A 26220-nucleotide genomic window follows, 5' to 3' on the forward strand; every position below is an offset into this window, starting at 1 on the left:
TTACATATTAATACTATAAAGTTTCTATAATATACATCTTATTACAAAATATCTTTTCTTAATTATAAACCATAAAACAGAAACTTAAAACAAAATCTTAATACTTTATTCTATTTAAATCTTTTGATTAAGTTAACACTTCTAAGTTAATCACCTTATTAATTTCATTTATTTTAACTCTACATTTAAATATGGATTATATTTATATATTTTAATGTGAATAATATTATAGAAGAAAATATATAGCTGAGGTGTAAAATGAATGATTTAAAGGAAACTTTATTAAAAGAAATACCTAGTTTCAAAGAATTTTCATTAAAGTTTTTCAATGGCGAAGTTCCTAAAATGGAATATAAAAGTTTTTCAGGTGGATATGGAGTATACGCACAAAGAGATCAAAAATCTTTTATGATTAGGCTAAGAGTCTCTTCTGGCGTAATGTCTCGTTCTCAACTACACACAATTTACCATATGGCAAATAAACATAATCTAAGTCATATTCATCTTACTACAAGACAAGCTATACAGTTTCATGGCTTAGATGTAGATGCAATATGCAATATTATGGAAGAAGGAATTCACAATAGTATTTTCACCAGAGGAGGAGGAGGTAATTTCCCTAGAAATGTAGGACTATCTCCATTATCTGGTGTAGATTTGGATGAAGCATTTGATGTAGCACCATATTCTATCGCTACAGATAATTACTTTTTAAGTAAAATCACAACTTATCACTTACCTAGAAAGTTAAAAGTCTCTTTTTCTAGTTGTAATAAGGATACTGCCCATTGTACTGTACAAGACTTAGGGTTTGTCGCAACACTAAAAGATAATAAGCCATACTTTAAAGTATTTATAGGAGGGGGATTAGGAAGAAATCCCGCTGTATCTCTGCAACTTGACGAATTAGTAAAACCATCTGATGTTTTATATTATGTAGAAGGATTAACTAAGCTATTTATGGATGAGGGAGACTATAAAAACAAAGCTAAAGCCAGAGTTAGATACATGGTTAGTAGATTAGGAGAAAAAGTATTCTTAGAAAAATTCAAAGAATATGTTACTAAAGAAAAAGAAAAAGGCGGCTTGGATCTCTATCCAGATCCTATTGAATACTTCGAAAATGGTACTGAAATAGACATCTCAGATCCTAGATTAATTAAACAAAAACAACAAGGAAGATATAGTGTTTATATTCATCCAATTGGAGGTCTTTTATCTCTTAAAAACTTAAAAGTTTTATTATATGAACTAGATAAAGCAAAAAATCCAATGATTAGATTAGCTATGACTGAAGGCATGTATATTATAAACTTAGATGGAAATGAAGCTAAAAAAATATTAGAAATAAGTAAATCTATCAGCGGAAATACAAGTTTAGAAAAAAGTATTTCTTGTATAGGTGTTCCAATTTGTCAAATGGGAGTTCAAAATAGTCAACAAATGCTTCACAATATAATATCTTATTTTAAAGAAAATGGCGATGAAAATATTTTAAATGCGATTCCTAGAATATATATATCTGGTTGCACAAACTCTTGTGGAGTTCATCAAATAGGTGCAATTGGGCTTTCTGGAAAGATTAAGAAAGTTGATGGTGTATCTACAGATGTATTTGAATTATTTATCGGAGGTAATTTCCATCTAAATGACACAAGACTAGGAAACTCCTTAGGAGACTTTAAAGCAGACGATTTACCTAAATTATTATTCGAAATTGCTCTTTCTATAAATAATAGCAAGAAGAAATTTTATACTTGGGTTGATGAGAATAAAGATGATCTAGATTCAATCATTTCTAAGTACAAAATATAACATTTTATTATTAATAAATTTAATAATTATATAATATTTGGGTTAAAATACTATTACTAGATTTACTTAAGTATAATTCAAAACTATATTTTTACTATATCATGATAACCATATAAGTATAACATCACCCACTATAGTGTATATTATATACTCTATAATTTAGTTTAATTATTATTTATATTGATGTAATAAATAGTCTAGCCTCTATCTAACTAATTAGTCTTAACAATACTTAAGTGAGTCTATTAAAATAATGCTCTGGATATACTCCAGAGCATTTATTTATTCATATAAAACCACCGCTATAAGCTCTAAGTCAACAACTCCAATATTCTCCAAATAATGCTTATTTCCATCTGCTGTGTAAATAACATCACCTTCCTTAACCTTTACTAAATCTCCATTATCTAAAACTTGTCCCACACCTTTTAAAATATAGTACACTTCAAAGTCTTCAATATGTTCGTGCATACCTATTGAGTTTCCTTTAGGTATCGTAATTCTTGCAAATAACTTACCCTTTCCCTTAAATTCATCCCCCATAATAATATGTTCTCTCTTAACATTCCCTTTACCATTTCTTAAATTCCCATCTTCGACAATTAAATCATTTTTTCTTTTTATCATAATTTCAACTCCCTTCTTTAAGATATATAGTACCATACCTATAAACATAGATTCCCTATTTTTACAATATTATCTCAAAATACAATAAAAATAGGATAGTTATGATATCTATAACTACCCTACCTTTATTATATTTATTCTTTTATTTCTATTTCATATTTTGCTTCTAAATCATCTAATAATGTGTTCTGTTTATTATAAGATAATTGACTTATTAAATCTTCTTTTTCATCTTCAAATGAGGCATATTGCTCCCCAGTTTTCTTAATTATATGATATCCATAATCAGTTTCTACGATTTCATCATAAATTTGATTATCCTCTAAAGAGAAAATTGCATTCTCAAAACTTTCCACCATATCACCTTTTTTGAAAAATCCTAAATCTCCACCATTAGTAGATGATGTATCTTCAGAATATTCTTTAGCTAAAGCAGCAAAATCCTCTTCTGCTTTAGCTTTTTTTAATATCTTCTGAGCCTTTTCTTTTCGTTTTGCTTTTTCATCATCACTTAGTTCATTGCCTTCATCGTCTGTAGTCTTAATTAATATATGCGATCCTCTAACCTCAAAAAACTCGTCCTTATTCTTGTCATAATAGTTTTTCGCCTCTTCTTCAGTTACATCTGTTACTTTACCCATATATTTTACAGCTATTAATTCTTTTTCTAAATCTTTCTTAATATAGTCTTCAGTTAGATCAAATTCTTTTAAATATTCATCTTCCGCCATTCCAAAGCTTTGGCTGATTGAACTCATTGTAGTTTCATATTCTTCTTCTATTTCATCTTCACTAACTTCTATATCATTAGATTTAGCTTCTAAATACAACATCTCTGTTGTTGTCATATAATCTAACATACTATACTCATAAGCACTGATTTCTTCATCTGTAAGTTTACTCTTACCTTGTAAATAGAATAATGGTTCCATCCTATTTTGAAGTTGTTTTCCTGTTATTGACACATCTCCAACAGTAGCAAATACTTTATTTGCTCTATATTTCTTTGCTGTAGCAGGTAATTCTCTACCTACATTTTTACCGTAGCTAAACCCTACTCCTAAACACATAATTCCAACTAATGAAATTGCAACTATTTTTATTATATTATTTGATTTAATTTGTTTAATTTTTTTTATTGAGATTTTATTTTCTGACTTAATTTGACCTTCTTGTTTACTTTTACTATACATAACTTCTTCATTTTTATCTATTGAATTTGAGCTTTTGTTATTATTAGCTATTTTATCTTCCGACATGAAATACCTCCTAAAATATTGATTCTATACTTATACTACATTATTTTAATTTAAAATGTGTGAATAAAAAATGAAGGTATTATGAATTTATTATGAACTTAAATACTTCTAAGACTATACCTTATCTCATATCGACCAACTTTTGTGTTACCACACTTTAACATATCAACAATCTCATTTCTATTTTTGCTTAAATAATTTGAGCAACTATCTAAAGATTTGAAAATTTCTACTACTTCACCTTTTTTATTCACTAATTCGATTTTTTTATTTCCACCTCTTTTAATTATAGCCCCATATTTTTTAAAGTAATCATCATATTCTGTATCTATACATTCAAATCTATAATGCATTTTCACTGGTTCAATTTTTTCACTTGATAAGATTTCATCTCTTTTATTTTCCGAAATTTTACATTTAAATATTTTATTATTTAGCATATTAAATAGTTCAATAGGACTTTTAGTATTGTTTAAATACTCACTTTCATCTTCAATATACTCTCCAAGTTCTTGTTTTAAATAATTAATTGCATCTCCTAAGTAGTCTGTATGACCATACTTTAAATTTTCTTTTATATAAGCTAATGGTATTTTAAGCGTTTTACTACATTCCTTATAAGATTTAAATTCTAAAATCTCTTCATTATATATATCTATGGATCTTATACTTTTTTCTCTTCTAATTTTAATATCCTTTATATAACCTTCGTTTTCTTTTAAAAATATCTCCAATTCTTTTTCTATAGATACATCTTTATTATCAAATTCAATTATTTCCTCATGTACTAAGTCTATGTTTTCTATTTCTTGATTATTTTTATCATTATCCTTAATTGTTGTTTCTTCTCTAGCATCTATGCCTACAAAATTTTCTTCTAATTCTGTATTTTCTATATTCTTTTTCTTATTAATTAAGTTAAAAATTTTTTTAAACAATTATGATTCCTCCTAATAATACTTATTATCTTTAATTACTACAATATCATATATAATTTTACTAAAATATACATTATTAGTAAACTAAGCCATAAAATAAAAATTAAATTATTTTTATACTCCTTCTTTTTTGATATAATATAAATTATTATTAATTGACATTGACAACTTATTGTAAGGAGTGATATTATGAAAAATCTTTTAAGTGAAGCTAATAATTGTTTATTATGTAAAAATGCTAGGTGTCAAAAAAATTGTCCTATTGATACTCCAATACCAGAAATAATAAAACTTTATAAAGAAAATAATTTCGAAAAGGCAGGAGAAATACTTTTTAATAATAACCCTTTATCTTCTATTTGTGCTATTGTGTGTCCTCATGAAACACAGTGTAGTGGTAACTGTATAAGAGGTATAAAAGGAGAACCTGTACATTTTTATAATATTGAAAAAGAAATTTCATTCGAATACTTAAAGAATATGAATATTACAAAACCTAAATCTAATGAACTAAAGGTTGCTATAGTAGGTTCTGGTCCTGCTGGCATAACTGTGGCCTTTGACTTAGCTAAAAAAGGTTACGATGTTACTATTTTTGAAAAAAATGAAAAAATTGGTGGAGTTTTAACCTATGGTATACCAAGTTTTAGATTACCAGAAAACATTATAAATCTTATAGGTACAAGATTAAAAGAATATGGAGTAAAAATAAAAATAAACTCTTTAGTTGGTCCTGTAGTAACTCTAGATAAGCTTTTTGAAGATGGGTATAAAGCTATATTTATAGGTACAGGAGTTTGGAATCCTAAAAGATTAAATATAAAAGGAGAGACTTTTGGTCATGCCCACTATGCTATAAATTACTTAAAAAGCCCTCATCTTTATGATTTAGGTGAAAAAGTTATTGTAATTGGAGCAGGTAACGTAGCAATGGATGCTGCTAGAAGCGCTAAACATTATGGTTCTAAGGAAGTTTACGTAACTTATAGACGTGACTTTGAAGATATGACAGCTACTAATCATGAGATTAATGACGCAAAACAAGAAGGTGTTTTATTTAATACATTTAAGTCTCCTGTTGAAATAGTAGATGAAGGAATAATACTTGCTGATACTAAAAAAATAATAAATGAAGATGGCACTACATCTCTTATTACAGTGGAAAATAGTGAAAAATTATATGAATGTGATTCTGTTTTAATTGCGGTAAGCCAAGAAGCTAAAAATAATATAGTTGTTAATAATAAAGGCTTAGATGTAAAAAGAGGCGGACTTTTATTTACTAACGAATATGGTCAAACAACTAGAGAAGGTGTATTTGCATGCGGAGATGTTGCTCATGGTGCTAGTACAGTAATTGAAGCTGTTGTTTCAGCTAAGAAAATATCTCAATCTATAGATAATTATATTCAAGATACTATAAATGAAGAAATAGAGTTTACATCTTAAGTCAAGATAGGATTATATTTAAATAAACTTCTTATAAATAAAAGGTGCATAGATATTATGCACCTTTTATTTATAAGTAGAACTTATTCTTTAATATATTCATCACTTAACTTTTTTATAAAATATGGTATAGAAATAAATGCTCCAATTAGTGCATCTATCATATCTATCATTGTATCTTCTAATCCACCTATTTGAGTATGAGTTCCTAATATGTTATCTAATGAGAACTCCATTATCTCCCAAATGCTAGCTACTCCCATAGTAAACATAAATAGAAATATTATTACAAATACCTTATTAACCATTTTTATATTTTCTTCATTATTAAAATATCTTATAATCAAATATGCTATATTACAAGATAAAACACCAGAATATAAATGTAAAAAGTCATCATAATGATTTATGCTATAAAATTTAAAACAACTTCCAAACAATGATGATACCATAATAAAAATTACTAAGTTAATATAAATACTATTATCCAATAATTTATTAACTTTTTTATTTACTATTCCTAATAAAAATGTGCTAACTATACAAAAAGTTAAAATTCCTAGTTCAAATATTTTTCTTTCTTTTAAAAACCAAATTATCGATGCCATATATATAATATAAATAAATCTTATAATCCAATTCTTTTTTTCTATTTTTCCCATAATCACTCTTTCTACTCCCTACACAGATATATTTAGTTTAGTACATAATCTTACAATAACTTAGGATCTACTTCATTTTTCCCATAACCATATTTTTTAAGTGGCTTAAGTGCAGGACCATTTAATATATTCCCATCATAGTCAAATCTCGAACCGTGACATGGGCAATCCCAAGTATTTTCTGCACTATTAAATCTCAATTCACAACCTAAATGTGTACAAGTTATATCTACAATATGTAGATTTCCATCATAATTTCTAAAAGCCCCATATCTTTTTCCATCAATATTTACAATACGTCCTTCTCCTTTTCTTGTTGGCATATCATCATAACCAAAATTTAGCTTACCCTTTACATAGTCTAACGCAACACCTAAGTTAAAACTCATAAACCTCGTAGATAAATAACTTCCTCCTCTAGTAGGATTGAATAATTCCTCATACTCACTAGAGTTATTTAGAATTAAATCTCTTATAAGAAGTCCTGCTACAGTTCCATTAGTATTTCCCCATTTACAAAATCCTGTAGCTACATAAATATTCTTCTCTTTTGAATTTATATGACCTATATAAGGTATATCATCAAAGCTCATATAATCCTGAGTCATCCACTTTGTTATAGTTTTTCTTGAATTAAAATTACTTTCTGCAAATTCTTCTATTTCTTTATATATATCGGATTCAATATTGCCTTTTCCTACTTGATGATCAGATCCACCTATAATTAATACTTTTTTATCATTTTCATTATATACTTTAAATGTTCTCACTGGTTCCTCTATGCTTAAATACATACCATTAGGCAAATCTGTATTTAAATCCGTCGCCAATAAATATGAACAATTAGCTTCTTCTTTCCCAAAGTATAGTTTAAGACCTCCATCATACCAAGGAGTATGAGATGCTATCACTAAATTTTTAGTATTTATTGTATTATTATTTCTTGTTTTTATTATATAATCTGCTTCTTTTTGCAAATCATCTACAGGACTATTCTCATATATTTTAACTCCTAGTTTTTCACATAATTCTGCTAAAGCATTGATATATTTTTTAGGATTAAACTGCCCTTGATTTTCAAAAGATATAGCTCCTTTTACATCAAGCGGAATTCCTTCTAATCCATCATAATACTTGCATGGTATTCCAATTCTTAAACATACCTCGTACTCTGACTTTAAATCCTCTATATAATTTTCATCTGTTGTATATATATACGCTGGTACTTTTTCAAAATCGCAATCTATTCTATATTCATAGATTGTATTTTCAATGAATTTCAAAGCTTTATTATTTGCTTCATAATATAATTTTGCTTTTTCTAATCCATACTTTTTTTCTATTTTTGCATAAGAATTATGCATTGTAGTGACTTTACCTGTATTTCTTCCTGTTGCACCATATCCAATTCTATCTGCATCGAGTAAGGTTACACTTAACTTTTCTTTTGCTAATAAAAATGCAGTAGTTATACCTACAATACCTCCTCCTACTATTAAGTAATCTGTATTAATGTCTTCATCTAATACTTTATATTTCTTTGATTTTGAGCTCAAAAGCCAATACGATTCATTCATAACTATACTCCTTATATTACTTATTTATTATTCAAACTTATTAGATATACTCTTGTAGTATATTTTCTCCAAAATAAGCAATTATTATAGATAATAATATTTTGGAGGATAGTTTATGAAGCCAATAATAAATCCAGATTTGTATCATGGTATTAAAAAAGATAATAAATTCTTTGAAGGATGGTATTTTAAAATAGTTGATAAAGATAATAAATATAAATTTGCCTTTATACCAGGTGTTGCCCTTGATAAAAAATCTAAATCTAGTCATTGTTTTATACAAATTGTAGATGGATATAATTTCGAATATAGTTATTTATCTTTTAATGTTAGTAAGTTTAAATTTAATAATACGAATTTTAATATAAATATAAATTCCAATATTTTTTCACTAAATCATCTTGAATTGAATCTTGAATATACAAATAAATCTAATAATACTTCAAGATCTATTAAAGGTATTATAAGATTTACTGGTACTCAAAAATGGCCAGATAGTCTGATAAATCCTGGAAGCATGGGTTTCTATAATTATATTTCTTTTATGGAATGCTATAGCCAAGTTTGTTTAATCAATGGATCAATAGATGGTAATCTTCTTATAGATGGTAAAAATATAGATTTTACTGGAGGAAGTATCTATGTCGAAAAAAACTGGGGTAAAAGTTTCCCAAAGTCATGGATATGGATACAAAACAACAATTTTAAAGAGAAGTCTACCAGTATAACTTGCTCATTAGGTAAAGTTCCATTTTTAATTACTAATTTTACTGGATTCTTGATTGGAGTTACTGTTAGAAACAAATTTTATAAATTTACAACTATGAATCTAAGTAAAATAGAAATAAAAAAACATAATAATGATATATGCTTAACAGCATATAATAAAAAATACATTCTAATATTAAAAACATACTCAAAAAAAGATAATTTTGTTTTATGCATGGGCCCTAAAGATGGTAATATGATACCATTAGTAAATGAAACTATTAATGGAAGGGTTCATATGATTTTAAAAGATAAAAAAAATAACAATATAATCTATGATGGTATTGGTGAAAGTACGGGAATTGAATATGGTGGAGAAAATTTACTATAAATAAAAATAAAGGAGTATATTTTGAACACATCAAATTTATACTCCTTTACTTATATATTTAAAATATATTTTATTTCTTTAATTTTAAAAGAGCTTCTGCAAATGGATTATTAAAACTCTCTTCATTTTTATTTTGATTTTTTAAATATCTATTTATATCTTTTTTAGAAGCTTTATTTTTTTCTTCTTTTTTTCTTTTGTTGAATGCTGATAATTTTTCTCTATATCCACATTTACAGGTGAATATTCTTCCATCTCCTTCACCTTTAAGTTCTAGCTTTTTATGACAATTTGGACATCTTGAATTAGTTATTTGTGATACAGTCTTTCTAGTGTTACACTCTCTATCTTCACAAACTAACATCTTTCCTTTTTTACCATTTACTTCAAGCATATACTTTCCACATTCTGGACATTTATTTTTAGTTATATTATCATGTTTAAATTTATTTTCGCTATTTTTTATTTCTCTAACTATATCTTTAGAATATTCTTTTATCTCTTTTATAAATGTATCTTTATTTAATTTTCCTTTTGATATATCTATTAACTTATCCTCCCATGCTGCAGTAAGTTCTGGTGTTTTTAAATCTCTTGGCGCTAAATCTAATAATTGTTTACCTTTTGATGTAATATGTATATCTTTACTCTTTTTTTCTATTAAGAATGTATTAAATAGCTTTTCTATTATATCTGCTCTAGTTGCAACAGTTCCTAAGTTATTTTTCTCCATTGCAGTAAGAAGAGTTCCTTCATTTAAGTATAAAGGAGGATTAGTTTTTCCATTTGTCTTTTTTACTTTAATTACACTTAACACATCATCTTTCTTTAAAGTAGGTAAACTTTCATATTCCTCTTCATCATCTAAATCCTTGTAATTTTCTTTCCACCCCAAGTTTATTATTTTATTCCCTTTAAGATAAAAATATTCACCCTCTATTTCTCCTCTTGCAGTTGTTTGAACATATTCATAAGGAGGACATAATACACTTAAGAATCTCTTCACAACTAAGTCATATATTCTTCTCTCTTTTTCACTTAAATCCCCTAAAAATACTCTTTCTTCAGTTGGTATTATTGCATGATGATCACTTACCTTTGAATCATCTACAAATGACTTGTTTGCAGTTATTTTAGTTTTTAATAGTTTAGTACAAGTTCTAGTATAGACACTTACATTTACTGCTTTAATTCTATCCTTTAAAGTATCTACTATATCACTAGTTAAGTATCTTGAGTCTGTTCTAGGGTAAGTAAGAACCTTGTGATGCTCATATAGTTTTTGCATTATAGATAATGTTTCTTTAGCTGAATATCCAAATATCTTATTTGCATCCCTTTGTAATTCTGTTAAATCATACAATTGCGGTGAATACTTTTTCTTTATATTCTCACTAACCTCCACAATTTTAAGTTCTTTGTCTTTTATTTTATTTAATACTAAATCAATTTTTTCTTCATTAAAAGTTGATTCACTTTTATTTTTGTTATCTTGCCACCTGAACTTTAAATTACTATTTCCTTTTGTTAACACAATATCTATTCCATAATAATCCTTATGCTTAAAATTTTGTATCTCTTGTTCTCTTTTTAATATCATTCCCAAGGTTGGAGTTTGTACCCTACCACAAGAAAGCTGTGCATTATATTTTGTGGTTAAAGCTCTAGTTGCATTTATTCCAACTAACCAATCAGCTTCTGACCTAGCTATTGCTGAGTAATATAAGTTATCATATTCTTTTGAGTCCTTTAACTTATTAAATCCTTCTTTAATAGCCTTATCTGTAACTGATGAAATCCAAAGTCTTTTTAAGGGCTTATTTGTTTTTATCTTATCGATTATCCACCTAGCAACAAGCTCCCCTTCTCTTCCTGCATCAGTTGCTATTACAATTTCATACACATCATCTCTATTTATTTGAGATTTTACTGTATTAAATTGCTTACTAGTCTTTTTTATAACAACAGTTTTCAGACACTTTGGAATTATAGGTAGATCTTCCATTTGCCAACTTTTATATCTTTCATTATAGCTTTCAGGATCTGCTAAAGTTACTAAATGGCCTAATGCCCATGTCACTATATAGTTCGAACCTTCTATGTATCCATTTTTATCATTTTTACAACCTAAAACCCTAGCTATATCTCTTCCTACAGAAGGCTTTTCTGCTAAAACTAATATTTTTTTCATAAATATTCCTTCCTATTATTTATTGCTTTTAATTTATCTCACTTACTATCTATAATATTACCATAAGATTTGAAAGCAACTAATTTTTTTTTGACATACTAGTCATTTTTATCTTATTTATAGACTAATTTCTATTAATATCTATAAATATCTACTCAAAAAAATTATAGTTATAGAAAATGCCTATGGTTATAAACTCTAATATAAAAAAATACAATTTCTGTTATTATTATTATTAACCTACACTTACTCCTAAAGGGGTGATTTTTTGAAAATTAAGTCTATTATGCTTGTAATTTGTATAGCAGTAAATATCATTTTAGGAACATTAGTACAAACTTTAAATATTCCGCTATTATTTTTAGATACTGTTGGTACTATATTTGGTTCAATAACGTTAGGACCATTCTTTGGCGCTCTTATTGGTGGATGTTCCAATATTATTTTAGGAATTATATCAAATCCTACTAGTATATCTTATGCATTCGCTAATATTGCATTGGGCTTTATAGTAGGGTTTGTTTCTAAGAAAAGAAGATTTGATTATAAACAAGCATGTGTTGTAGGGCTTATACTTGCTGTTATTTGCCCATTGATTAGCACACCTATTTCTTTATACTTATATGGGTATGAGAGTGTTTATAATAGTGGTTCTGATTTATTATTAAAAGTTATTTCTCAGTCAGGTAAAATAATTTTTAGTGGTGCGTTTATACCAAGACTTGTAAGTAATATATTTGACAAAGTTCTATCATGCTTATTTGTGGCTTTGATATTAACTAAGCTATCTCAAAAATATTCATATATTTTTAATAAAAATATTAGCAAGTCAGATATAACATCATAACTTATAAAAATAACTAAATAAAACAAACACATATCAAATTTAGAAATTTAATTAAAATAAGCGTGTTAAGTACTATATAATCCTAACACGCTATTATTTTAATTATCTTATTTGACCATTTCCATAAATAATATATTTAATAGTAGTAAGCTCCTTTAATCCCATAGGCCCTCTAGCATGAAGTTTTTGAGTACTTATACCTATCTCAGCTCCAAATCCAAATTCTGAACCATCTGTAAATCTAGTTGAAGCATTTACATAAACTGCTGCTGCATCTACTCTTTGTAAGAATTTTTGAGAATTCTTATAACTTTCTGTAACTATACACTCAGAATGTCCCGTACCATATTTATTTATATGATTTATTGCATCATCTACATTTTTAACTAATTTTATAGCAATTATATAATCTAAATATTCTAATCCCCACTCATCATCATCAACTTTTTCTATATCGTTAATAATATCTTCTACTTTTTCATCACCTTTTACTAATACATTATTTTCTCTTAATGCATTTACGACTATAGGTAGAAAATCTTTTGCTATATTTTCATTTACTATTAATTTTTCTACAGCATTACATACTCCTGGCCTAGATACTTTTGCATTTATTAAAATATTTTTAGCCATTTCAAAATCAGCAGTTTCATCTACATATATATGACAATTTCCAGTTCCAGTTTCTATAACTGGTACTGTAGCATTCTTAACCACTGACTGTATAAGTCCAGCTCCACCTCTTGGTATTAACACATCAATAAATTCATTTAATCTCATCATCTCTGTTGCAACTTCTCTAGATGTATTTTCTACTAATTGAACTGTATTTATTGGAAGCCCAGCTTTTTCTATACCATTTTTTAAAGCCTTAACTATGGCTTTATTTGAATTTATAGCATCACTTCCACCCCTTAATATCGATGCATTTCCTGTTTTTAAACAAAGGCCAGCTGCATCACATGTTACATTTGGTCTAGATTCATAAATTATACCTATAACACCGATAGGAACTCTTTTTTGACCTATCTGAATTCCATTAGGTCTTTGCCACATGGATATAACTTCTCCTACTGGATCTTGTAACTTAACAATTTCCCTAAGTCCATTTGCCATATCTTCTATTCTTTCATCATTCAGTGCTAATCTGTCTAGTAACGCTTCTGATATACCTTTTTCCTTTGCATTTTCTAAATCTACTTTGTTTGCATCTAAAATTTCATCTTTTAATCTAATAAGTTCTTCTGCCATTAATAATAATGCATTGTCTTTTTCTTTTGTAGATAAGATTCCTAAGTCATAAGATGCTTCTTTTGCATTTTTCCCTATTAATAATAATTCGCTCATATACTCTCCTCCATTAAATAATTATCTTCTTCCTACAAATAATGTTCCTACTTCTTTTCCCTCTAATACATCTAATATTACCTCTGGATTACTACCATTGGCTAATACCATATCTATTCCTTGTTTTGTAGCTCTTTTAGCAGCTATTATCTTAGTAGCCATTCCACCGGTACCTAAATTAGTCCCTGCACCACCAGCACATGCTTCAAGTTCTTCTGTTATTTCTTCGATCTCATCTAGTAATTTTGCATTTTTATTACCTCTTGGATCACTATCATAAAATCCATCTATATCAGATAATATTATTAATAAATCTGCATTTATTAATAATGAAACAATTGCTGATAAATTATCATTATCCCCAAAATTAACTATATTTTCTATCTCGTCTATAGATATAGTATCATTCTCATTAACTATAGGTATTATTTTTTTATCCAATAAAATCTCAAAAGTATTACAAACATTATTTTTAATTCTTTCATCTTCAATGACATCTCTTGTAAGTAGCACTTGACCTACAGTGTGGCTATACTCTCCAAAAAACTTACTATATATATGCATTAATTCACATTGTCCAACTGCAGATAATGCTTGCTTTTCTCTTATATCTTTAGGCTTTTCTTTTAAATTTAATTTACTTACTCCCACTCCAATAGCACCAGAACTTACAAGCGTAACTTCTTTTCCTGAATTAACTACATCTGATAATATTCTTGTTAACTTTTCAATTCTACTTAAGTTAATATTTCCATTGTCATAAGTAAGACTTGATGTTCCAACTTTTACAACTATCCTTTTTGCATGTTTTAATCTACTTCGAAAGCCCATTACTTTATCTCCTTAAAATATATTTATATTACTTATTAAAATATGTTACTATACCTGTTTTACCTAATCAATATAAAATATATTATATTAAGAATTTTTTTATTTTTCATATATTTAGTAAGTATTCTTATTATTCCAATACTATTTATTCTCTTTTTTGTATTTTTTAACAATTCATATTGACATAATTATAAATATTATATACGATTACTAATAAGTGCTATCACAAATCAATATCCGTTGACGCTTTATAGAAGAGTTATCATTAGATACACCGAAGGAGTAATACTCTCAGGTACTTTAGTAAAAGTAGGACTGTAAAGCTTAGGAAACTCTGGAGAGACCCATTATGGGCGCCGAAGGGGCAAGGCTTACGCTCAATCTCTCAGGCAAAAGGACAGGGATTATACTATATTTAAGTTAGTATTTATAAATTATATCGTTATAAATTTTATTATCCTATATTTTATAGGCAATATTTATAATTTTAATTTATATCAATAGTATCTTAAATCATAGTTGCCATGCATATCCAGAGCTAAATCGAATAGATTTGGCTTTTTTTATTGCATCTAAATAATTAATATTTATACTAAATTCCTGTCAATTGGTTCATTTAAAACTTCATTGATTTTGTAAAGCATAAAAGTATAATTTAGAAGGAGTGTTTTTATGAATTTAATTGATGTACTAAACAATATTGACTCATTTATTTGGGGTCCACCTTTACTGGTACTTTTAGTTGGTACTGGTATGCTATTTACTTTCAAATTAGGATTTTTACAAATAACCAAATTACCTAAAGCATTAAAATTAATTTTCTTTGCTGAAAATAATGGTAACGGAGACATTTCAAGCTTTGGTGCCTTATGTACAGCTCTTGCAGCTACAGTTGGTACTGGTAATATTGTTGGTGTTGCTACGGCTATAAAAGCTGGTGGACCAGGAGCATTATTTTGGATGTGGCTTGCAGCATTCTTCGGAATGGCAACAAAGTATGCTGAAGGTGTACTTGCAATAAAATATAGAACTAAAGATAAAAATGGCCAAATTTCTGGAGGTCCAATGTATTATATACTTAATGGTATGGGAGAAAAATACAAACCTCTTGCAGTATTCTTCGCTTTTAGTGGTATATTAGTTGCATTATTAGGAATAGGTACATTTACTCAAGTAAATGCAATTACAGATGCTATAAACGGAAGTTTCAGTATAAATCCCAAAATAACGGGTATCATTCTTGCAGTACTTGTTGCGTTAGTAGTATTCGGTGGCTTACAAAGTATTTCTAAAGTTGCTACTAAAGTAGTTCCTTTTATGTCTGTAGCTTATATACTTATTTGCTTATTAATACTAGGATCTTCATATAAAGAAATACCAGAAACCTTTGCTTTGATAGTTAAAAGTGCATTTAACCATACTGCTGCATTTGGTGGATTCTTAGGTGCAACTGTAAGTATGGCAATTAGAAATGGTATCGCTCGAGGTGTCTTTTCAAATGAATCAGGACTTGGTAGCGCTCCTATAGCAGCAGCTGCTGCTAAGACGGAATGGCCAGCAGAACAAGGCCTTATATCTATGACTGGTACTTTTATAGACAGCTTAGTTATTTGTACACTTACTGGCTTATCGTTAATACTATCAGGTGTATGGCAATCAGATTTAAATGGTGCTATTATGACTCAAGCAGCATTTGCAAGTATCTTCCCAACAATAGGGCCTTTGTTCTTAACTATTAGCTTAAGCTTATTTGCTTTTACCACAATATTAGGTTGGAGCTATTATGGAGAACGATGCTTTGAGTTCCTATTTGGTGTAAAATGTATAAATGGATATAGAGCTACATTCGTAATAATGGTTCTACTTGGATCATTTTTAAAGTTAGAAGTAATTTGGATAATAGCTGATATAGTTAATGGACTTATGGCATTACCAAATTTAATTGCTCTAATCTTCTTATCTTCAGTTGTAGTAGCTGAAACTAAATTATATATGAATCATTTAAATAAAAAAGAAGATATTAAAGAAACTATAGAAATTTAATTTTAATCATAAAAAAGAGTACTTAAATAAATTTATCTTAGTACTCTTTTCTATAATTAAGTAAATATTATATTATTTTTCTATAAACATATTTTAAGCTAATATTTTAGTACTTTTTACGTCTAATTTTCTAGATTTCTTTAGCGCTTTATCACTATAATAAGTCACTATAGAAAACACAGAAATTATAGAACCATATGTACTTGCTACATCCATAAACGACGGTTTTTCAAATTTCCCATAATAACTATTCCCACCTTCTAACTCTTGTGGTACTATATGTTGCACTACATACTCAATACATGTATATGTTTTAGTAAAATAATTTTGAGTATAAATTGTATAAGAACCAAAAGCAAGTGTAACTAGAATAATTAACGATGAAATTAATTTCGTTGCATTACTACTCTTAATTTTGAAAATTTTTTTTAATATATTCATTACCCAGTTCCAATAAAGACCTATATGTATTCCTATAAGTGCTATTGATAAATAAGATGCACCAAAGTGAAGCATCTTCCAAAACATTACTCTATCATAGGTATTCGCTTTTATTATATAAACTCCACTAAACAATATTGCTATGATTGATATAAATAGTATCAAACTTATGACATATGATAATTTCGTTCTAAATTTAATTTTTTTATCAAATAATCTCATACCTATATTAGCTATCCATTTTCTATTTAAAAGCATATGTACTAATATAAATATTCCAAATATCATTCCACTTATCATGTGAAATTTCATACTTATTAAATTTTTCTTAAAGAAAGTTATAAATAATACAGCCATTGCTACATCTAAAATTATTTTTGTTATATTCTTCTTGTTCATTATAAAACTCCTATTAATTGATATTTATTTTCATTTTCAATTAATATTTTATATTTTTCTTTAACTCAAAACTTTAAATATTTTTAGATATTTATAATATTTTTAAAAATTATTTTCCTTTCTTACTTTCTGTTATTATTTAAACCATCTTTACTACATATTACATACTCTAGTAGGTATAAAGTATGTATCTTTATCTAGTGTACTCACTACACCATCCACCTTATATACATCTTTTAATAGTTCTCTATTTATTATATTTTTAGCTGATCCATTCTTTATAATTCTTCCATTTTTCATTATAATGATATTATGACTATATTTTATAGCTTGATTTATATCATGAAGGACCATAACTATTGTTATTCCATACTCTTCATTAAGCTTTTTAACAAGCTCTAAAATTTCAATTTGGTGATAAATATCTAAATAAGTTGTAGGTTCATCTAAAAACAATACTTCTGGCTTTTGAGCCAATGCCATAGATATAAATACCCGTTGTCTTTCTCCCCCTGATAAACTCATTACTTGCTTATCTCTATATTCTTCTAATCCTGTACATTTTATAGCCCAATCTATAACTTCAGCATCACTTTTAGTTTCCTTTTCAAAAAATCCCTTATGTGGTAATCTTCCATAACTAATTAAATTTTCTACACTTATATCATTTGGAACAGAGTTTTGCTGATGAACTGTTGCAACCTTCTTAGCAATATCTTTATATTTCATATTACTAATATTTAAATCATCGATTAGTATCTCACCACTTTTTACTTTACTAATTCCACATAATAAACTTAAAAGTGTTGATTTCCCACTTCCATTAGGACCTAATATTGTTGTCACATTTCCTTTTTGTATATTCACATTTAAGCCTTTTATAAACTCTTTATTCCCATCATATGAAAATTCTATATTTTTTCCAACTATCATCATACTTCGCTCCTTCTAAGTAAATATAAAAATACTGGTCCTCCAATTACAGCCATAACTATACCTACAGGAATTTCTAAAGGAATAAATACTGTTCTTCCTAATGTATCTGCTAATAATAAAAGAATTCCTCCCATAGTTACACTAAATGGTATTAAGTACTTGTGACCTGAGCCCATAATAATTCTGCAAATGTGTGGAACTACAAGACCAACAAAAGCAATTACACCTCCTATAGATGTTGCTGTTGCACTTAAGAAAACAGCTACAATACATATTAAAGATATATGTAAGTCATAATTTAAACCTAAACTTTTTGCATTTTTTTCTCCCAATACTATTAAATCACAAGATTTATACAGTATAAACGCTCCTATATGTCCAATTATAGAGTATATTAGTAATAATTTTATATCTATCCATGTTATATTTGCTAAACTACCAGTTAACCAACTTTGAACACTACTAACGGTTCCTGCTCCAAATTGTACTGTAATATTAGTTATTGCAGTAAGCATTGCATTTACTGCTACACCAGCTAAAACTATTCTAACTGGTGATAAACCTTTTTTAAAAGCTAATCCGCATACTAAAATACATGAAACTAGTCCTCCTAAGAACCCAAATAAAGGCCTTATGGTATTTAAGGTAGGGAAAAATAATAATATTATTACTGAAACTAAAGATGCTCCAGAAGATATCCCTACTATAGAAGGCTCCGCTAATGGATTTCTTATTATCGCTTGTAAAAGTACACCTGATACTGCTAAATTAGCACCTATAATAATGGCTGCTAAAACTCTTGGAATTCTTATATCCCTTATTATACTTACCTTAGGGTCATCTGTATTTAGTAATAAACCTTTTATAAGATCTTTTAATTCTACTTTTATACTACCTAAATTTATAGATATTAAAAATAATATAACTACAGCTATAAATGATATAAATATTATTTTATTTTTCTTATTTTTAGATTTTATGCTCATGTTAGTTCAACCTCATATTATTAATAAAGTAAATCGTGCATCATATCTAAAGCCTCTATCACCTTTAAGTTTGCACTCATGCCAAAATAATCATTTTCTAAATAATAAACTTCTCCATTTTTTACTGCATTTAAATTTTTCCATGCTGCATCTGTTTCTAATGTATTTTTAACTTGTGCTTTCGTAGTTTCTGGATCGGCATGTGTCATTACCACAATTTTATCTGGATTTAAATTTAGTAATTCTTCTTTGTTAATTTGTACAAAAGATGATGTCGAATTCTCTAATACATTTTTTCCACCAGCTAAATCAACTAAATTCCCTACATAACACTTTTCAGTTCCTAGCATCATCGTACCTGGTGCTCCAAATACAACTAGCACATTAGGTTTTTCATTATTGTTAAATTTCGATTCTAATTCGCTTTCTTTTGTTTCTAATTCATTTATTATTTCATTAGCCTTATCTATCTTATTAAACTTTTCTCCTAAAGTAGTTATAGTTTCTTTTAAATCATTATAACTAGTTAAATTTACAAATTCACTAGGTATATTATTTTGTTTAAAATTATCTATGAAATCTTGACCAAGTGTGTCTACCGATACTACAACATCTGGATTTAAAGATTTTATTATTTCTAAGTCAGGATTCATCGGCGTTCCAACTTCTACGGCATCTTTAGCACCTTCCGGAATATCATATGATGTTGTTGGGATTCCACTTATTTTGATGCCTAGCTCATCCAATATTTGTGCAACTGCAACAGATGTTGCTATTACAACAGAATCATCCCCATAACTTTCTTTATTTAATTTATCTTCTTTAGAATTGCTATTATCTATACTTGTATTAGAACAACCAACTACTGATAGCATCATTACTGACGTACAGATACTTATTAAATACTTTTTAAATTTCATTTTAATCTCCTCTTTACTTTAATCTAGCTTTTACAATCAATCTGTCTTTACCTTGATTTGAACAAGTAACTATTGTTAATTCCTTTAAATCATTATCTTGACTTAAAACACCCATGTTAGTAGGTTCTGTTTCAAATATATCATTAACAACATATATAAATTCACCATTTGATGTAGTTATTATTATCTCATCATCAATTTTTATCTTATGAAGATCATTAAATATATTATTATATATCGTACTACTATGACCTGCTATACAGAAATTCCCATTATCTCCTGGCATAGGGGTATTCTCAAAATGACCTACATAGTATTTTATTTGGTCTTTACCTGTACCACTTACAATTGCCGTACTGATATTTAAACTTGGTATATCTATTAAACCTATTTCATCACCTAAATTGATATCTTTTATTTCTTCTCTATTTTCTATCTTTTGAGTAAATTTATTTTTAGCCTGATTTTGTTTATATTTTGTATACATATTTAAAGACACTGAGCCTAATATTAATATTAAACCCAGTGTAAATAATATCTTAGATATTCTTTTCATCTACTTTTTCTTCTTAACCATAAAGAATATTACTGCTATGGCTAAAATAACTACTCCACCTATTAAAGGTATATTAATTGATGTTTTTTCTGAAGCATCTTTTACTTGCGAATCTGTTTTATCTGATTCTACAGAAGTTTCCTCAACTTTTGGTTCTTCTTCAATTGCTTCTACTAACTCTATAGTATCTAATTTAGGTATTAACTCATACTCAACATCTCTTCCCATTGCATCTACATACATTTGGATAACTATCTTATCTTTTGGGTCTGATACTTCAAATTTTAATTTTATAGTACCTTCTTCAGTGTTTTCTTCAACTTTTTCGTATTTTACACTTTCATCATTTACAAGAACCCTATGATTGTTCATATATTGAGCTCCCGAAAGACCTAGAGTATAATAAATTTTACCATCTCTTTTTTCAAGTGTCATGTCTTCATCTGTATAAGATCTTGACATTGACATTCCTATTTCACTACCGTCTTCATAGTTAGTATCATTTTTTAAAGTATATATTCCACTTGATATTTCATCTTTATTATCTGCATGTACAATATTTGAAGACAGTGATAGAGCACCTATTAAAATTAAAGAGAATACTGTACTTACTTTACTAAATAATTTATTTTTAAATGATTTCATTTTATTTCCTACTTTCTTTTTCTTCTTCCTAATATTCCTGCTAATGCCATCATTGCACTACCTGCACCTATTGCAATATTTGAGTCTATTAGTGCACCAGTTTGTGGAAGAGTTCCATCTTCATTCACATCAAAATCTTTAACAAATTTTAAAGTATCTTCTAATAAACTTACCCCAAATGATATTTCTCTAGACATTGGTATTACATATAAACCAACTTTTATAGAGTCACTTAAGTCAGATACTTTGAATCTTAAACTTATGCTATCACCTGATTTAGATACTACAGTGTGTGAAACCTTACTTCCATTTACATATATAGCATGATTTTTCATATAACTTGCTCCTGTAAATGTAAATGTAACATAAGTTTGTCCATCCACTATTTCTACTTTAGAAGTAGAATTTAAATACTTTCTAGCCATATCTTTTCCAGTTTGACTTGAGTGTGAAACTGTATTTTTAATTGTGTATAACTTACCTTTTTTTGCAACAGATTCCGTTACAGAATCATCTGAACTTCCATTGTTTGTTATACCGTTGTTTGTTATACCATTGTTTGATGTCCCACTGTTATTATTATTTGAACTTCCGTTATTTCCAGTACTATCACCAAATACTAAAGATGATTTATCAAATGTTGTTTTAAAGCTTACATCTCTTCCCATAATACTAACTTTTACTGTTACTAGAACTTCTGAATCTATTGATGGTATTTCAAAACTTATAGTTCTATTACTTTTGTTAACAGTTGTTTTGACATTTTTACCATCTACACTTACTCTAAAGTTTTCTAAAAACGAATATTGTTCTTGAGCAAATGTTAATGTAACTGTTATTTTTCCATTCTTAACTTCTATAAGATTTTTTTCTTCTAATACTTGTCTCGCCATGTTATTACCAAGTTCACTATTTCCTGTTCCTACATAAGAAACATCATTAGAAACTGTATATGTACCATCTTTTATAGTTCCTGAAGTTGTATTATTGTTATTGTTGTTATTATTGTTATCTGGCATTTCTGGCGTTTCTGGTGTTTCTGGTGTTTCTGGTGTTTCTGGTGTTTCTGGTGTTTCTGGTGTTTCTGGTGTTTCTGGTGTTTCTGGTGTTTCTGGTGTTTCTGGCGTTTCTGGCGTTTCTGGCGTTTCTGGTGTTTCTACCTCGTCATATTCTATAGAAGATTTATCAAAATCAGTTTTAAAACTTACATCCCTACCCATCATTATTACATTTATAGTAACTACTACTTCTGAATCTATTGATGGCATTTCAAAAGTTAAAGTTCTATTTGTCTTATCAATAATAATATCATCTGAATCTATAGACTTACCATCTACACTTACTCTGAAATTTCCTAGCATACTGTACATTGCTGGTGTGAATTTTATAGTAGTTTTTACTTTTCCATCTTTAATTTCTATAGTTGACTCTTCATCTAATACTTGCCTAGCCATAGAGTTTCCTGTTTCTGCATTCCCATCGCCTACATATGTAACTGTATTTTTAACAGTATATTTTCCATCTTTTACAACTGTTGTTGTAGCTTTTATCCCTTCGCTTATGTAACTATCTGCATATGAATAATTAACCATTCCTGTCGATACAACTGAGATTATTGCTATAGCAGCTGCTGTAGTTTTTAGTGCTTTATTTCTAAATATCATATTATTCCTCCAAATATTATTAACAATTATTATCTATTGACTTTTATTATCATAAAAAGTATTATTTATTATATGATACTGATTTTCATTTACAAGCTAAGTATACATTAATTTTCATAAATATTTTTTAATATATTTATATATTTTTTAAAATATTTAAATAATTTTTTAGGAGTAATAAATGAGTTTTGAATATTCGATAATAAAAGACTTTTATGATTGTTGTAGTGTACCGATTAAATTAATAAATTATGAATTTGAAGATTTATGCAAAATCGGATATACAGACTTCTTCGATAGAATATACCCTTTAGAAGACATTAAAATAAATATAAAAAATTGTAAAGATGAGTTAATAAATACTCATATACAGCTAAAAAATGATATTAACTATAAAGTAATTGATATATGTAAATATAATAAAAAAATTGGCTACTTTATAATTGGACCATTTCGAACTAACCATATTACCAACTTGATAAATAAAGACATTACATATAAACCACTTACATGTTCTAACTATCTATGTAATTTAATTTTAAATATTTACGAAGATAAACTGAAAAATCAAGATGCACCAAACACGATAATGAGTCCTTATATACGTAAAGCAATAGGATATATACATCATCATTATCAAGATGAGATTTCTATTGACTCTATTTGCGAAAAATTAGATATAAATAAATGCTACTTTTGCAGCTTATTTAAAAAATATACAGGTCATACATTTTCTTATTTTTTAAATAATTTTAGAGTAGAAAAAAGTAAAGAGCTTTTAGCTAAAACTGATCTAAGTCTACTTGAAGTTGCATTTTCTGTAGGTTTCAATAACCAAACATATTACAGTATAATATTTAAAAAATTCACTAACCAGACCCCATCTCAATACAGATCTTCTATGCTTTTAAAAGAATAAAACAAAGGGACCGAGATATGTTTATTTTAAACTTATCCTAGTCCCTTTATTTATATTATTCATCTTGATTCAATTCATCAAATTCTAAAACTGATTTAAATAAATCTCCATCTATTTCTATATGGAATTTACCACCTTGTAAGTTTACTAAATCTTTAGCAATAGCTAATCCAAGTCCGCTTCCTTCTGTATTTCTAGATTCATCTGCACGTTTAAATCTTTCCATAATCTCTACTGGATCAAAATTTAATTCATAAGAAGATATATTTTTCATAATTAAAGTTACTTTATCTTCATTTACATTTAAATCTATATACACTCTTGTGTTATTTAGAGAGTATTTTATTATATTAGATAAGAGATTTTCAAGAACTCTATACATTCTTCTTCCATCTGCATATATATACACCTTATCTTCTGGTAGATTCAATCGTATATCTAAGTTCGATTCAAGTATTTTTTCTTCCATTTCACCTATACTTTGCCTTAACAATTGCCTTAGCTCTATTTTATCCATATTAATTTCTAAATTTCCGCTACTCGCTTTACTAGCTTCAAATAAATCTTCTATTAATACTTTCAATCTCTTAGATTTGGAATCTAGCACCTTTATATAGTCATTTATATAATCCGGTTCTATATTCTTTTCCTTTTTTATTAATTCTATATAATTTATTATTGAAGTTAATGGCGTTTTTAAATCATGAGAAACATTTGTTATAAGCTCTGCCTTCATTCGTTCGCTCTTTAAAGCATCTTCAATAGAGTTCTCAAGACCTTGCCCAATATTATTTATATTTTCTGCTAATAAGGTAAAATTATCATCATCTTTAATGGGAATTTTATAATCTAAATCTCCATTTTTTATTTTTTCTGTTCCATCCATTATTTCACTTAAATACGTTAATTTTTTTAATATATACGCAGTAAATATAGATACTATTATGCATGAAACTATAATAGCTCCACCATATCCAAATATTAATGAACATAAATTTATAATTATGCACCCTATACCAATAATAAATATTTTTCTAATTAGTGATATTCTTTTACTTGCTTTTATACCATCCTTAATATTTTTTACAAAGTTAAGTATAATACTAACAATAAAGCTAGTTTTTAATATATCTATTTTTTTATCAAAATACTTTATTTGTTTACTAAATAATATAATACAACTTATCCATGTAAAGACAGATACCATAAATATGCATATTGCAAACCAATCCATATAGGTGTATGATATCAAATCAATCATAAAAATCATTAAATATCCTAGCAAAAATATTATAATCTCTAAAGGAATTTTGCTATAGTACTTAAGAATCTCACTGTTCTTGTCTATTGGTTCAGCTTTTATAAATAGATATATAATCATTGAAATTAAAAATACAATAGATGATATAAATCCTATGAATTTCAATACTTTAATTGACTGAAAATCTTTTTCATAGAAATAATATTCACTATATAGAGAATCTCCCTTCTCTAAATTCTTAGGAATTGATATATATACTTCCATACTGCTATTTATATTAGGAACAACATTATCATAATGATTATTTATTTCATTTTCTTTATTTCCTACTTTTTTTATATACTTTCCATCTACTGTGTTAAAGCTTATATCAACATATCCGTTTATATTTTTCTTAAAGTCATCTATATTTTTATAAACTGTATTTGTAACATATTTTTGTGAATTTTTATCAAATGCTATAAATTTTACGTCATTTAATGATTCAGCATCAATATATCCATATTCTGAATAATAATCAACTTTTTCACCATATAAATCAACTTCAATTCCTAAAAGTATCGCAGGTAAAACTGATTTATCAAACCTAGTACTTTTATAAAAATTAGGTTCTATAAAATTCCATTGATCTTTATTTATATAGCTTGTACTCATGCTATTTAACCCAATTCTATATACTGTGATGACTGATGTCAACAGTAAAGATAAAGATATAATAGACATTATTAAGAAGGTAAATTTAATTCTTTTATTCCCCTTCATTCAGTCACCTCTTCTTCTCATTTTACAAAACTAATATTTTATATAA

At 27.3% G+C, this 26220-nt stretch carries 22 protein-coding genes and 1 riboswitch; of the genes, 6 read left to right on the top strand and 16 right to left on the bottom strand.

The annotated features are described in order from the left end of the window. Nucleotides 1-258: 258 nt before the first annotated feature. Nucleotides 259-1815 carry a nitrite/sulfite reductase gene (locus tag H8923_RS02070; protein ID WP_153925391.1) on the top strand — a complete coding sequence of 519 codons (1557 nt, stop codon included), beginning with the start codon at nt 259-261 and terminating at the stop codon, nt 1813-1815. Nucleotides 1816-2097: 282 nt separating this feature from the next. On the opposite strand, the gene H8923_RS02075 is transcribed toward H8923_RS02070, so the two are convergent. From H8923_RS02075 to H8923_RS02085, 3 genes are all read right to left on the bottom strand, one after another. Further along, nucleotides 2098-2442, bottom strand: coding sequence for a cupin domain-containing protein (locus tag H8923_RS02075; RefSeq protein WP_153925394.1), 345 nt, complete (start codon nt 2440-2442; stop codon nt 2098-2100). A 134-nt stretch (nt 2443-2576) separates the two neighbouring features. Beyond that, entirely contained in the window at nt 2577-3701 is a 1125-nt protein-coding gene (locus tag H8923_RS02080) for a peptidylprolyl isomerase (protein WP_153925396.1), read from the bottom strand. A gap of 98 nt (nt 3702-3799) precedes the next feature. Then, nucleotides 3800-4639: a hypothetical protein gene (locus tag H8923_RS02085; protein ID WP_153925399.1), complete on the bottom strand. Its 840-nt coding sequence runs from the start codon at nt 4637-4639 to the stop codon at nt 3800-3802. 189 nt (nt 4640-4828) lie between these two features. On the opposite strand from H8923_RS02085, the gene H8923_RS02090 reads away from it, so the two are divergent. Then, nucleotides 4829-6088 (top strand): NAD(P)-dependent oxidoreductase, encoded by a 1260-nt coding sequence (locus H8923_RS02090; protein ID WP_153925402.1) that lies wholly within the window; start codon nt 4829-4831, stop codon nt 6086-6088. An 83-nt stretch (nt 6089-6171) separates the two neighbouring features. On the opposite strand, the gene H8923_RS02095 is transcribed toward H8923_RS02090, so the two are convergent. Both H8923_RS02095 and H8923_RS02100 read right to left on the bottom strand, forming a co-directional pair. Continuing rightward, complete coding sequence (locus tag H8923_RS02095) at nt 6172-6750, bottom strand: hypothetical protein (protein WP_153925405.1); 579 nt, start codon at nt 6748-6750, stop codon at nt 6172-6174. Nucleotides 6751-6800: 50 nt separating this feature from the next. After that, the gene (locus tag H8923_RS02100; protein ID WP_153925408.1) at nt 6801-8327 is read right to left on the bottom strand and encodes an FAD-dependent oxidoreductase; all 1527 of its coding nucleotides are present in this window, start codon (nt 8325-8327) and stop codon (nt 6801-6803) included. A 115-nt stretch (nt 8328-8442) separates the two neighbouring features. Between H8923_RS02100 and H8923_RS02105 the strand changes: the two genes are divergently transcribed. Beyond that, nucleotides 8443-9426, top strand: coding sequence for a tocopherol cyclase family protein (locus H8923_RS02105; RefSeq protein ID WP_153925411.1), 984 nt, complete (start codon nt 8443-8445; stop codon nt 9424-9426). Nucleotides 9427-9496: 70 nt separating this feature from the next. Here H8923_RS02105 and H8923_RS02110 read toward each other — a convergent pair whose 3' ends face one another. Then, nucleotides 9497-11617, bottom strand: a complete 2121-nt coding sequence (locus tag H8923_RS02110; RefSeq protein ID WP_153925414.1) for a DNA topoisomerase III — start codon at nt 11615-11617, stop codon at nt 9497-9499. 268 nt (nt 11618-11885) lie between these two features. On the opposite strand from H8923_RS02110, the gene H8923_RS02115 reads away from it, so the two are divergent. Beyond that, the gene (locus H8923_RS02115; protein WP_243139900.1) at nt 11886-12464 is read left to right on the top strand and encodes a CD3073 family putative ECF transporter S component; all 579 of its coding nucleotides are present in this window, start codon (nt 11886-11888) and stop codon (nt 12462-12464) included. 102 nt (nt 12465-12566) lie between these two features. On the opposite strand, the gene H8923_RS02120 is transcribed toward H8923_RS02115, so the two are convergent. Further along, nucleotides 12567-13811, bottom strand: coding sequence for a glutamate-5-semialdehyde dehydrogenase (locus tag H8923_RS02120; protein ID WP_153925417.1), 1245 nt, complete (start codon nt 13809-13811; stop codon nt 12567-12569). Nucleotides 13812-13832: 21 nt separating this feature from the next. Beyond that, nucleotides 13833-14642, bottom strand: a complete 810-nt coding sequence (proB, locus tag H8923_RS02125; RefSeq protein ID WP_153925420.1) for a glutamate 5-kinase — start codon at nt 14640-14642, stop codon at nt 13833-13835. A 324-nt stretch (nt 14643-14966) separates the two neighbouring features. Then, nucleotides 14967-15053: riboswitch (glycine riboswitch) on the top strand. A gap of 261 nt (nt 15054-15314) precedes the next feature. Here proB and H8923_RS02130 point away from each other — a divergent pair. Further along, the gene (locus H8923_RS02130) at nt 15315-16685 is read left to right on the top strand and encodes an alanine/glycine:cation symporter family protein (RefSeq protein ID WP_153925423.1); all 1371 of its coding nucleotides are present in this window, start codon (nt 15315-15317) and stop codon (nt 16683-16685) included. A gap of 93 nt (nt 16686-16778) precedes the next feature. On the opposite strand, the gene H8923_RS02135 is transcribed toward H8923_RS02130, so the two are convergent. The 7 genes from H8923_RS02135 to H8923_RS02165 form a co-directional block, all read right to left on the bottom strand. Further along, nucleotides 16779-17525, bottom strand: coding sequence for a DUF4405 domain-containing protein (locus tag H8923_RS02135; RefSeq protein WP_153925426.1), 747 nt, complete (start codon nt 17523-17525; stop codon nt 16779-16781). A gap of 153 nt (nt 17526-17678) precedes the next feature. Beyond that, nucleotides 17679-18461, bottom strand: a complete 783-nt coding sequence (locus tag H8923_RS02140; protein ID WP_243139901.1) for an ABC transporter ATP-binding protein — start codon at nt 18459-18461, stop codon at nt 17679-17681. Then, nucleotides 18458-19447 (bottom strand): FecCD family ABC transporter permease, encoded by a 990-nt coding sequence (locus tag H8923_RS02145; protein ID WP_153925429.1) that lies wholly within the window; start codon nt 19445-19447, stop codon nt 18458-18460. Before H8923_RS02145 ends, H8923_RS02140 begins: the two co-directional genes overlap by 4 nt. 20 nt (nt 19448-19467) lie before the next feature. Further along, nucleotides 19468-20367, bottom strand: a complete 900-nt coding sequence (isdE, locus tag H8923_RS02150) for a heme ABC transporter substrate-binding protein IsdE (protein ID WP_153925432.1) — start codon at nt 20365-20367, stop codon at nt 19468-19470. Nucleotides 20368-20380: 13 nt separating this feature from the next. Continuing rightward, the gene (locus H8923_RS02155) at nt 20381-20923 is read right to left on the bottom strand and encodes a class D sortase (protein WP_153925435.1); all 543 of its coding nucleotides are present in this window, start codon (nt 20921-20923) and stop codon (nt 20381-20383) included. Beyond that, nucleotides 20924-21568, bottom strand: coding sequence for an NEAT domain-containing protein (locus tag H8923_RS02160; RefSeq protein ID WP_153925438.1), 645 nt, complete (start codon nt 21566-21568; stop codon nt 20924-20926). Nucleotides 21569-21576: 8 nt separating this feature from the next. Next, the gene (locus tag H8923_RS02165) at nt 21577-23232 is read right to left on the bottom strand and encodes an NEAT domain-containing protein (RefSeq protein WP_187127807.1); all 1656 of its coding nucleotides are present in this window, start codon (nt 23230-23232) and stop codon (nt 21577-21579) included. A 181-nt stretch (nt 23233-23413) separates the two neighbouring features. Here H8923_RS02165 and H8923_RS02170 point away from each other — a divergent pair, with 181 nt between their 5' ends. Beyond that, nucleotides 23414-24151 carry a helix-turn-helix domain-containing protein gene (locus H8923_RS02170; protein ID WP_153925451.1) on the top strand — a complete coding sequence of 246 codons (738 nt, stop codon included), beginning with the start codon at nt 23414-23416 and terminating at the stop codon, nt 24149-24151. Between the two features lie 55 nt (nt 24152-24206). Here the strand turns inward: H8923_RS02170 and H8923_RS02175 are convergent, their stop codons facing one another. Continuing rightward, on the bottom strand, nt 24207-26174 hold the full coding sequence (locus tag H8923_RS02175; RefSeq protein ID WP_153925454.1) for a HAMP domain-containing sensor histidine kinase: 1968 nt from the start codon (nt 26172-26174) through the stop codon (nt 24207-24209). Nucleotides 26175-26220: the final 46 nt, after the last annotated feature.

It is taken from the genome of Romboutsia faecis (assembly GCF_014323405.1).
Classification (GTDB): domain Bacteria; phylum Bacillota; class Clostridia; order Peptostreptococcales; family Peptostreptococcaceae; genus Romboutsia_E; species Romboutsia_E faecis.

Coding starts and splice junctions, on each gene's coding strand:
- H8923_RS02070 (WP_153925391.1), top strand. CDS start 259: ATGAATGATTTAAAGGAAACTTTATTAAAAGAAATACCTAGTTTCAAA.
- H8923_RS02075 (WP_153925394.1), bottom strand. CDS start 2,442: ATGATAAAAAGAAAAAATGATTTAATTGTCGAAGATGGGAATTTAAGA.
- H8923_RS02080 (WP_153925396.1), bottom strand. CDS start 3,701: ATGTCGGAAGATAAAATAGCTAATAATAACAAAAGCTCAAATTCAATA.
- H8923_RS02090 (WP_153925402.1), top strand. CDS start 4,829: ATGAAAAATCTTTTAAGTGAAGCTAATAATTGTTTATTATGTAAAAAT.
- H8923_RS02095 (WP_153925405.1), bottom strand. CDS start 6,750: ATGGGAAAAATAGAAAAAAAGAATTGGATTATAAGATTTATTTATATT.
- H8923_RS02100 (WP_153925408.1), bottom strand. CDS start 8,327: ATGAATGAATCGTATTGGCTTTTGAGCTCAAAATCAAAGAAATATAAA.
- H8923_RS02105 (WP_153925411.1), top strand. CDS start 8,443: ATGAAGCCAATAATAAATCCAGATTTGTATCATGGTATTAAAAAAGAT.
- H8923_RS02110 (WP_153925414.1), bottom strand. CDS start 11,617: ATGAAAAAAATATTAGTTTTAGCAGAAAAGCCTTCTGTAGGAAGAGAT.
- H8923_RS02120 (WP_153925417.1), bottom strand. CDS start 13,811: ATGAGCGAATTATTATTAATAGGGAAAAATGCAAAAGAAGCATCTTAT.
- proB (WP_153925420.1), bottom strand. CDS start 14,642: ATGGGCTTTCGAAGTAGATTAAAACATGCAAAAAGGATAGTTGTAAAA.
- H8923_RS02130 (WP_153925423.1), top strand. CDS start 15,315: ATGAATTTAATTGATGTACTAAACAATATTGACTCATTTATTTGGGGT.
- H8923_RS02135 (WP_153925426.1), bottom strand. CDS start 17,525: ATGAACAAGAAGAATATAACAAAAATAATTTTAGATGTAGCAATGGCT.
- H8923_RS02140 (WP_243139901.1), bottom strand. CDS start 18,461: ATGATGATAGTTGGAAAAAATATAGAATTTTCATATGATGGGAATAAA.
- H8923_RS02145 (WP_153925429.1), bottom strand. CDS start 19,447: ATGAGCATAAAATCTAAAAATAAGAAAAATAAAATAATATTTATATCA.
- isdE (WP_153925432.1), bottom strand. CDS start 20,367: ATGAAATTTAAAAAGTATTTAATAAGTATCTGTACGTCAGTAATGATG.
- H8923_RS02155 (WP_153925435.1), bottom strand. CDS start 20,923: ATGAAAAGAATATCTAAGATATTATTTACACTGGGTTTAATATTAATA.
- H8923_RS02160 (WP_153925438.1), bottom strand. CDS start 21,568: ATGAAATCATTTAAAAATAAATTATTTAGTAAAGTAAGTACAGTATTC.
- H8923_RS02165 (WP_187127807.1), bottom strand. CDS start 23,232: ATGATATTTAGAAATAAAGCACTAAAAACTACAGCAGCTGCTATAGCA.
- H8923_RS02170 (WP_153925451.1), top strand. CDS start 23,414: ATGAGTTTTGAATATTCGATAATAAAAGACTTTTATGATTGTTGTAGT.
- H8923_RS02175 (WP_153925454.1), bottom strand. CDS start 26,174: ATGAAGGGGAATAAAAGAATTAAATTTACCTTCTTAATAATGTCTATT.